The organism is Coprococcus intestinihominis, from assembly GCF_040096555.1.
Taxonomy (GTDB): domain Bacteria; phylum Bacillota; class Clostridia; order Lachnospirales; family Lachnospiraceae; genus Coprococcus_A; species Coprococcus_A intestinihominis.
On sequence record NZ_JBBMEK010000098.1, the window covers coordinates 1 to 10606 of the forward strand.

A 10606-nucleotide genomic window follows, 5' to 3' on the forward strand; every position below is an offset into this window, starting at 1 on the left:
GAAACCGTTCTGTTATCCTTCTCGTTGAAACCGATAACAAGAAGATATGGTACCTTCTGGATCTGTCCCTCACGCATACGATAGCCCAGTTTCTCTGCTCTGTCATCCAGATCAACACGAACATTCTGCGCTTCGAGCAGTTCACAGATTTCATTGGCATATGCATTCAAACCGTCATCGTCGGTCTTAACAGGCATAACCTTCACCTGGATCGGTGCAAGCCATGTAGGCAGATTACCCTTTGTCTCCTCAAGAATATATGCCATGAATCTGTCAAGGGAACCGAGGATTGCTCTATGCAGAACAACCGGTGTCTTCTTCTCGCCGTCTTTGTCAACGTAGGTCAGCTGGAATTTCGCCGGCAGACAGAAGTCGAGCTGACATGTAGACAATGTGATCTCATTACCTACAGCAGGCTTCACATTGACATCCAGCTTAGGGCCATAGAAAGCTGCTTCACCGATCTCTTCTGTGTATTCAAGACCGAGTTCGTTCATAACTTCACGCAGTGCGTTCTCTGCCTTGTTCCACATCTCATCATCATCATGATACTTCGCTTTGTCTTCAGGATCTCTCAGAGATAAAACGCATCTGTAATCTGTGATACCAAAATCTTCGTATGTGCTGAAGATCAGGTCTACAACTCTTGAAATCTCATCCTTAATCTGCTCAGGTGTTACAAACAGATGGGCATCATTCTGGCAGAAATGTCTGCCTCTTTCGATACCTTTCAGTGTACCGCTGGCTTCATATCTGAAATCATGAGCGATCTCACCGATTCTGATCGGCAGATCTCTGTAAGAGTGTCTCTTATTCGCATAAATCATCATATGATGCGGACAGTTCATTGGTCTGAGTACGAAAGCTTCATCATCTACTTCCATGGCAGGGAACATGTTCTCTTTGTAATGATCCCAGTGACCGGATGTCTTATAAAGGTTCACAGTACCGACACAAGGTGTCATAACATGCTGATAACCCAGCTTGCGTTCCTTCTCCTTGATGTAGTTCTCAAGTTCCTGCCAGATAGTATAACCCTTTGGAAGGAACATCGGAAGACCACGGCCAACAAGATCGTCTACCATGAACAGTTCCATGTCCTTGCCGATCTTACGATGGTCTCTTTCCTTTGCTTCCTCAAGGAGCTGTATATGTGCTTCCAATTCTTCAGCTGTAGGGAAACATACGCCGTAGATTCTCTGAAGCACCTTGTTCTTGCTGTCACCCTTCCAGTATGCACCGGAGTGTCTTAACAACTTGAAGTGGCGGCATAACTTCACATTGTCTACGTGAGGTCCACGGCAGAGGTCTGTGAAATCGCCCTGTGTGTAACATGAAATATTGCCATCTTCCAGACCATTGATCAGGTCAATCTTGTATTCATCATCCTTGAACATCTCAAGGGCTTCTTCCTTGGAAATCTCATGGCGAACAATTTTCTTGCCGCTCTTGGCAACTTTCTTCATCTCTTTCTCAATGGCAGCGATATCTTCATCTCTGATAACATCGTCACCCAAATCCACATCATAGTAGAAACCTTCTGCAACAACAGGTCCAACCCAGAACTTAGCCTGAGGATAGAGATGTTTGATTGCCTGAGCCATCAGATGTGCACAGGAATGGTTCAGCATTTTCAACTGTTCATCTTCTTTAAAATTAACCATTGTACTTATCTCCTTCTATCTTCTGTATCCGAAAATACCAATTCCCGTCAAGAAACCGCAATTCTTTGGATACACCATTTTTAACATTGCAATTGTTATTGTACCACGACGGATGATTTTTAACAATATCTTAGCGAACTATTATTTTTTAAAGTGCGATAATCCGCCTCATTTCAGCGGAGGTGCGGTGTGAAATAGAAATATGTCTGGCAGACGGCTCATCTTAATCCCCAAAAAGAGAAAAAGCCAGATAAGCAGCAGGCATCTCAGCCTGCCATCTTATCCAGCTATTGTTTCTATTGAACAAATTGCCCTCCGATGAATTACGACAAGTATACTATAAATACATTCATCAAATACTATTTTCTTACATATTAAATGCGGCTTTGTTGATCACCGCACGTTTATGTGTGCCTGTACCGATCAGGCCGTTCTCATCATACGCATTCACAGCAAATGTCACTTTCTTGCCATTCACAACTTCTGTGATCTCTACTTCACAGCGAACCTTCTTGCCACATGGTGTGGAAGCAAGATGTTTGACTTCAACAGACATACCAACAGAACCTTTGCCTTCTTCCAGACAGTTATCCATTAATTTGGCACATGTCAGTTCCATCAGATTAATCATGCTCGGTGTTGAGAAAACTGCAGGCAATTCAATTGCCGGAAGCTGTGGATCGTTATGGTTCGCAAGCATGCCCTCGTTCACAACAATTTCTGTTTCGTACTTCATTCCTACTTTCATTTCCATTGTAAAACCCTCCTTGTAAAAATCATCTTCCTAATAAATAACACAAGAGACGCTTCTCTTGCTTACATCATACCAGAAACCGCGCCGTTCGCCAATCTATGTATGAAAATTTGAACATTTATACGTTCATTTTCTTTTCAATCAGTTGATGATAACAAATAAAAGCAGCGGATAAAACAGTTTCGGCATGATCTGAAAGGCTGAAATCTCTCCGCCAAGTTCGTTCAATGCTGAAATTGCGACAAGCATCTGCGCACCATAAGGAATCACCCCTTGAAAAACGCATGAAAATGTATCAAGAAGCGATGCTGTCTTTCTCGGTGTAATGCCATATTCCTCTGCCATTTCCTTCGCAATCGGGTTTGCCATAACGATGGCTACTGTATTGTTGGCCGTTGCAATATCCATTGTGCCGACGAGAAATCCCATACCAAGCTGACCACCCTTTTTTCCACGGAAGATTCTGTGTATCCAGCTAAGAAGTGCATCAAATCCCCCATACTCACGGATAAGCGCACACATGGCCGCTACAAGAATAGCTACCATACAGGTTTCAAACATTCCATAGACACCGGAGCCCATGTTTTTAAGAATCTCTACAGGAACGGTATGGCCACCAATCAGCATAATCAACGCACCTGACACAATACCGATCAGCAGTACAACAAATACATTGATACCTACAATGCCTCCGATCAGTACGAGCACATACGGAATCACCTGCGTCAAATGGTATGGCTGAATCACATGTCCCTGAATTTCTGTCTGGAAAGACAGCATAAGAATCAGAATCAGTGTCACAACAGCTGCCGGAAAAGCAATCCAGAAGTTCATGGTTTGTGTCCTCAAGCTGATTTTCTATAATGATTTTCCGATCTGTCCCTGTCTCTGTCGCAAAGATATCAACACTAAAATCTCCAACGGACGACTCTGATTCATTTACAGAAATATCTAAACCAACTGCATCGGACAACAACGCAATATTGTCCTCATCATTTAGTTCAAAAATCAATACTATGTTCCTTCCTTTTTACGGTTTGTGAAAAACTGCGGCTTCTTTCATACTGTTTAACTGTCCGTTTCTAGTTTCCGACCTCGAATACTCTTTCAGGTAATATCATCAATCCCGTTTTTTTCGGCTCGTCCTCCTCCATAATGTTAATGTTGTTCGTCTGCCGCATCATCGGCGGCCGCCACGATCACAAGCCGTCCGTCTTCTTTGGAATATTCACAGGTCGATAACGTCAGAAGTTTCGTTCCCGGATGCGGTAATTCACTGCTTTTCCAGACAGCATATTCGCTGCAGCCGTCCAAAAACTCCTGATATCTGTCTTTATCGGACAGATCCACATAGTCATAATATGGGAACGTCTCTGTTTCTATTTTGGATATTACAATCACAAAAACCACACGATATCTAGTGCTCTCCTCTAAAGTGTCCCACAAAATCCATTCATTCGATGTGCAAAACGCAGCATCCCGATACAGCATCAGGTTTTGAAACATCGTTCCGTCTTTCATGTGATGACCATAAATGATCAGATTGTCCGATGTCTCAAGACTGCAGTTCACATCCAGAAACGGCGTTCCATGTACGTTGTCATTCCGTTCAAAATCATGTGTCAGATAATAATCATTGTCCGTTGCCGTCTGCATGACCGGATAATCGATCACAGTTCCGTCGATTTTCAGCCATCCGACAAGTTCCTCATTTTGCTGCTGCAGCTTTTGGATTTTTGTGTTGATCCCCAAACTGTGATTTTTGGAATGATTCTTTTGAGAATCTTCGGCTTTTGTGTCTGACTGTGGTTCTGACTTTGAAGAGTCCGCCTGCTGCGCCAGTTTCTCGTACAGCTCCTCGGTCTGCCGGGTGGATGCCTTTATCTTCCACAAATTCCAGCATGCAAAGACAAGAATAATCAGGCAGAGCGGATAGAGGATTTTCTTTAACTTTTTCATGTTTTCCTATCTCTTATGCTTTCCTGTTCCCGGCTTTTTATGATTTCCTGTTTTTTCTTTCTCTGAGTCGGTCGATACTTTCAAATACGGCTATAAATAACAGGATGCCGATAATCACCCGCATCCAGAACTGCGGATTCTGTGTATCTCCGGTTTTCTTTAAGCCGTTTCCGATGATCTTATCATTCTTTTCCTTGTCGACCTGCTCATCCACAGGCTGATTATCTTTTGTGCGGATTAAAATCAGTATGGTTCTGTCATTGGTACTTCCATCTGAACAGGTGACAAGTGCTGCCACTTCCATCCGCTCGGGATGTTCAATCAATGCCTGAAGATAACCGGAATGATACCATTTACTGTTCTCCTGAAGGAATTTCCCCAGACCGTCCAGATTGTCTTTCCATCTGTCAGGATTAAAGATTTCTTCTGTTCCTGCCGATATCTGGAGAATAGCTGCCGTATAGAAGGTTCTTTTCTCTCCCGGAATCAGAAGCGTTGCCGTACGGTTCTTCTGGAAGAATGTTCTGTCCTTGAAAAGGGCAAGATCCCCGAACATCAGATGTTCATCCATATTATGACCATAAATCAGGGAATAGGAATCCGAAAAATCGGCTTTGTTTCTCGTGTCCAGAAAGATGCTTCCCGCCAGGGAAAAATTGCCATAGACGTCTTTGTTCATATAAGCCAGATTTGTTTCACCCTGAAGAACGGGATAATCAATATTGGTGCCATCTACGGTAATCCATGCAACCACGTCCGGATTGATGGCACGCAGCTCATCAAAGCCCGGGCCACCATCCGCATCACTCTCAGGCTTCAGCTGGCGGATCTGATCCTGAACCGCTTCCGCCTGATGATAAATCTGTGCATTATCCCAGATGGCATATCCTGCAAATGCAGCCGATGCCATAAGGAAAGTGCTCAAGATCAAACCATATATTTTATTTAAGCTTTTCAGGATCATCCAGTTCATTCGTCTTTACTCCGTAATTATGCTCTTTTTTCGGATGAATACAACTACGACAATCCCAATAAGAAGCAGCAATGCCACATAGGGTGCATCGGAGGTCATTACACCGATGTCAATCACAGATGTCTTGTCGTTAGTAATCGTTATCGTATCGGAATCATCTGAGATAGAACCCGTTGCTTTTGCTGCATCCCATTTTTCAGCTACTGGCTTTGATATATCTGTACTCTCTGCAGTTACTCCATCAGCAGCTAACAAAACACCATCGAAGGTTACAGTGACATCTTCTTTTTCGTGTGCAAACGTATGTGTATACTTGTCATCACTTGGCTGTGTCTCTGTAACCGTATAGGTCACACCATATGGGATATTGTTAAAGGTGACAGTTGTGCCGTCCTTGACATAGAAGCTTACTGTATTCGTTTCACTGGTATGTGTTGTGGCGGTACCACTGATTCCAACTTCATCTGTCCAGCCCAAAGGAGTTGCAACTGTTGTTGGATTACCATTAACGTCATAAAAATTCTTATAGGTAATATCACTATTCATGTTTGCCTTGGATTCATTCTTGAATGTGACGGTAACTTGAAACAGCTCATTCTTATCACCGGCATTTCCGGTTACTGTTTTTTTAATGTTCAAAGAGCCTGCATAATATTTGTTCTGGATATCTGCTACTTTTTTGTCATTCTGACCTTCCGTGTTCTCGTTATTTTTACTATACCATGTTTCATAGTTTGCATTTGTAATAACACTTTCAGGTGCTGTTTTATGAAGCGTTACGGTACGGATATACTCTCCTTTCGTTGCTCCATTGGTGACCTGTACATGGATGTAATAAACTCTCTTATGAGCACCGTTTGCACTTCTCGTATCTTCTGTTTCGCTGTCATTGGTACCGTAGATAACACCTGCTGTATTGTTATCATTCTCTGTTACCTTGTACCAATAATCGCCAACGGCTTCATAGGTCGGAACAGTCAGTTGTACAGATGGTTTAGTTGTAGGGTTTGTTCCTGCTGCACCTTTATCTGCTGTGATTGTATTACTGTTGGAAAATGTCGGCATATTATCCTTGCTATACTTTGCCTGACCATTTCCGTCATCTCCCACATTCCACAGTCCATATCGCTCAATCGTAAAGGTAAATGTTTCTGCTGGACTATTTGTGTTCTGCTGCGATTCCGAACCATTGACATAATCCTTTTGAAGTGTAATTGCAGAGGTATCCGATATGTCTTTCGTACTGGTGTTTAATCCGGTGCCGGTTGTTGTGCCGCCACCCGTTTCTGCAAATACAGTGGTTCCCATTCCAAACGTCATCATACCGACAATTGCAAGGGCAATTCCTTTTTTGAAATATTTGTTCATTCCTTAAGTCTCCTTTCTGACAGCAAGGCTGCCCCCCTAAAATTTTTCAATATTTTCATTTTAAGGGAAGTGTCGTTTTTGATTTTATTTTTTTTGCTGTTTTTATTTTTTTGTTTTCTTGTCATCTTTGTATGCTTCGATCAGATACCTCTGCGTCTGAAGATACTGACGACTTTTGCTTTGATATTTTCCACCTTCACAGGTCCGAGGGTTCTGCTGTCGGTGGTATTCGTACGGTAATCACCCAGGAGATACACACATCCGTCCGGTACCGTATATGGATAGCTTTGCTTGCCGGGATTCGTCGGGAAAGCGATCTCTCCCGTCTGCTCTGTTCCATTGACAAACAGTCTGCCATCTTCTGTCATGTCGACACTGTCACCGCCCCTTGCGACCACTCTTCCAATGACTCTTCTGCCGTCTGCTTCACACACCACGACATCATTTTTCAGATAGTTTGTATCCAGTCGATAGCCAAGGACAATATCGCCATCCAGAATCGCCGGATACATATCTGTTCCACTGGAAACTGTGATATAAAATACCTGTGTAAATGCAATCAGTACGATAATCAGTATGATTGCAGCATTTTTTGCCAGTTCCAGATAACCTCTTTTGAGCATCAGCTGCTGTCGTTTCTTTTGCAACTGGTTTTGAACATCCGCAAATGGATGCAGCATCGAATTATTCTTCATGGCCTGCACCACCTGACGGATTCGTTTTTAAGAGGGCATTATATCTGGCACGTTCAGCCAGTAGTGCTTTTTCGTAGAGGGTGTTCAGTTCCTCCATCTTTTTTAAGACATCTGCCTCATCCACACCACCAAATACTTGCTTTTTAAATTTCAGTTTCTTGATCCACGAAAGAATTTCCTCATGGACTTCATTGCTGTTTGCATCTTTCATTAAGGCGGCACCTCCTTTCTCCTTGCGCCCGGGAAGTGATCGTTATACCGTTCCATGCCAGTTTTCACCTCGCCTGCGCTTTCTCCTGTATCGATCTGCCAGCCACAATACCGGAATAAGCAGTGCTACTGCTGCCAGCGGCGTCTGATTTTCCGTATTAACGCCAACATCGATGGTCACATCTTTCTTATTCGTCAGTTCGATTTCTATCGTTCCGACACGATCCAGTGTTACTTTGACCTGTCCTTTGTTCGCTGCTTCGTGGGTAATCTCCTTTTCTGAGCCGTCCTGCTGTTTCATTTTAACTACCGCAGTGTAATTCAGTTCATTATTCTCTGTAATCACCAGGGTGGAACCCACCGGAATGGCATCTGTGCCAAACGCCTTTGCGGCTTCTTCTGACAGTCCAGCTAAACCATCTTTAGATGAATACTGACCACCATTTTTCAGCGTGATCTCTTTTTCTCCAACTTTTGTTCCGTCCGGTTCATAGACTTCCAGCTTGATCGCAAACGATCCATTATAGTCGCCCATATTTCCGGATACGGATTTTGTCAGATTAAATGCCGTTGACTTCATATTTTTAGCAATCAAGTCACTGCCAGTGTTTCCCTCCTCCGGTTTTAGGGTTACCGGGCAGGAGCTTACCGTTTCTCCATCCTTGGTAATCGTTCCATTAAATTCATCCAGTCGGCGAATGCTGACTTTTCCGGCACTGTCTACATCAAGAATCACTCCGGTCCTGGCTTCCTTGCTCAGATAGTACCCACTGATGGATGCCGTCTCACTAAGCAGATAAGAATTATCATGCTTTAACAGGCCATCCGGGAACACAATCTTACCCTTGTCATTCGTTGTAAGCGTATAGATATCCTTAGCTCCGTCATAAGTAATGTTGCTATATCCAGCAAGATTGAAATCTGCCGTAAAACTGCTTTTCGTTCCGTCTGCCTTGTTATATGGTGTCAGAGTAAATATTACACCTTGTAGCGTTGTGGTCTGATCTGCATCATCTACTTTTGTCAGTGTCACCCGGACTTTTTCATCACGGATGGAAATGGTTGTCTTACCGGTATCCAAGGATGCACAGCCTGATGTAGATTCCTGCGTGGCTTGTATCGTTTCCGTCTTTGGTACATAACCTCCGGAAGCTGTCATGCTGCCCTCGTCAATCGTTCCGTCTGTCTTGACTTTAAATGTAACTTGTGCAGTTGCCTCGTAGCCATCCGGTGCTTTCGTTTCCGTCAACGTGTAAGTATGTCCACCGATCACTCGCTCAATCGGAATCAGGATACCATCTGTACTGTTTACTAGAAGTGTCTCACTTTCCCTGCCATCTGCCAGCTTATGGCTTGTCTCACAGGTATCCTTGCCGGATTCATCCTTCGGACAGGTGTCTTTTAATGTAAAGGTGGCACCGATCAGTCCGTCCATTCCGGATTCCCCAAGTTTCTTCACATAAATCTTGATTGGTTCATCCTGCATGCTGACCACCGGAATACCCTTTACGTTTCCACTCTTCTTCTGAATCTCTACGTTGCCCTGGCGGTCGATTGTGAAAGTTGTCGGCGTTGTCTGCAGTATATAGCCTTTTGGTGCTTTTACCTCTACCAGATGATAGGTTTTTTTGGCAGTATCACTACTCGTATCCGTTGGCAGACCATAGATCACAACATTTCCGTCTGAATCCGTCGTTACTTTATTTGTCTGACTGTTTTTATCAGTAGCGGATGTATAGAAGTTGACTTTCGTACAGCCAGTATATTCCCCACCACAGTTATTCCCTTCATGGATCTCAAATTCTGCTCCTGCCAGTGGTTTGTTGTTCAGTTCTAACGCTGCATCTGTAATACTTGTTTTATTTAGCACAACGCTGTTCTTTGCATTTATTTCTTCATGACTGGCCAAAAGCTGATTTGTTTTTCCATCAATGATATAGGTATGTGTGTTTGTCGCATTGCCGTCACTGTCTTTTTCCAGCTTGTATCCGGACAATTCTGTTTTTTCCGTCAACACATAAGTTCCCCAGTTGAGACCGGTAATAGAAATCTTGCCTTCCATGTTCGTTCCTGCCTCTTGGATTGTCCACTTTTCACTGATTTGTTGTCCGGATTCCTCCGTTTGCTTTCCGGATTTGTCAGTCAGCTTAATAGTTTTATAGTTATGACCTGTCTTGACTTCCACAGAATCCTTCAGCAAATAGTCGCTCAAATCGTTTCCTTCCGCATCTTTTGGCACATCTGTTCTTTTCAGCGTATAGACAACTTCATTTAAAGGTTCTTTTGTTCCTGCATCAGTCTTTGTCAGTGTCAGTTCCCCGGTCAGACGCTTGTTTGCTACGCCATTCCCATCTTTCTTTAGAGAAGCAGTCATTCCATAGCCGCAGGATGTCAAAGAAGCCTTATCTGCCAGCACAAAGGGAAAACTGTTGTTTTCATCCAGCTGATAGCCTGCAGCAGCCTTAGTTTCTTTCAGGATGTAGGTACCCTTTTCATGAATCTCAATAGAAATGTCTCCGTTTCCATCTGTCGTAAAGATACCTGTAGTATTCACTTTTTTATAAATATTTGCTTCGGAGACGGAATCTTTGTAAAGCGTAAATTCCGTTCCCGGAATTGCGGCTTTCTGTCCTTCTTCATCTGCATCGTACTTATGCAGTGTAACCGTTGCCTTGTAAGGCAGGTTGACTGCCAGCTTCTTCTCTACCTCTGCAATGTCTGTATAGGAAACATCCACCGCCTTGTAATGATTGTAGCTCGTTGTCTCTACCCTGTCTGAAAGTGTTCCCACCTTATGATCAGCAGCATTTTCCGCTTCCACAAGGTTTATAAACTTATTTTTCATGTAAGAAACACCGGAAGCTGTTTTGCTTCGATACTCCTCATAATTCTGATCGGTAATGGTTACATGATAGCTTCTGCCATCGTTATACACATCACTCGGTGCAGTGCGTTCGGTAAAGACATAGCCAAGTGCATTCTG

The 10606-nt window shown here is 43.4% G+C and carries 8 protein-coding genes and 1 pseudogene; all 9 read right to left on the reverse strand.

Translation table 11 applies throughout. The features are described 5' to 3' along the window. On the reverse strand, positions 1–1664 hold a 1664-nt coding region (gene thrS, locus WMO25_RS09015), incomplete at its 3' end, for a threonine--tRNA ligase (protein WP_349085070.1). Positions 1665–2031: 367 nt separating this feature from the next. Continuing rightward, the gene (locus tag WMO25_RS09020) at positions 2032–2418 is read right to left on the reverse strand and encodes a thioesterase family protein (protein ID WP_349085071.1); all 387 of its coding nucleotides are present in this window, start codon (positions 2416–2418) and stop codon (positions 2032–2034) included. Positions 2419–2559: 141 nt separating this feature from the next. Then, positions 2560–3249 (reverse strand): annotated as a pseudogene (locus WMO25_RS09025) (Na+/H+ antiporter NhaC family protein); the annotation flags it as partial. 327 nt (positions 3250–3576) lie between these two features. Further along, positions 3577–4377 carry a class B sortase gene (gene srtB / locus WMO25_RS09030; RefSeq protein WP_287779058.1) on the reverse strand — a complete coding sequence of 267 codons (801 nt, stop codon included), beginning with the start codon at positions 4375–4377 and terminating at the stop codon, positions 3577–3579. 37 nt (positions 4378–4414) lie between these two features. After that, positions 4415–5350 (reverse strand): class B sortase, encoded by a 936-nt coding sequence (srtB, locus tag WMO25_RS09035; RefSeq protein WP_287779056.1) that lies wholly within the window; start codon positions 5348–5350, stop codon positions 4415–4417. A gap of 6 nt (positions 5351–5356) precedes the next feature. Next, complete coding sequence (locus WMO25_RS09040) at positions 5357–6718, reverse strand: DUF7601 domain-containing protein (protein WP_349085072.1); 1362 nt, start codon at positions 6716–6718, stop codon at positions 5357–5359. 140 nt (positions 6719–6858) lie between these two features. Continuing rightward, positions 6859–7413, reverse strand: a complete 555-nt coding sequence (gene lepB / locus WMO25_RS09045; protein ID WP_349085073.1) for a signal peptidase I — start codon at positions 7411–7413, stop codon at positions 6859–6861. Then, the gene (locus tag WMO25_RS09050) at positions 7403–7624 is read right to left on the reverse strand and encodes a hypothetical protein (protein ID WP_349085074.1); all 222 of its coding nucleotides are present in this window, start codon (positions 7622–7624) and stop codon (positions 7403–7405) included. Before WMO25_RS09050 ends, lepB begins: the two co-directional genes overlap by 11 nt. Positions 7625–7666: 42 nt before the next feature. After that, on the reverse strand, positions 7667–10606 hold a 2940-nt coding region (locus WMO25_RS09055), incomplete at its 5' end, for an MSCRAMM family protein (protein ID WP_349085075.1).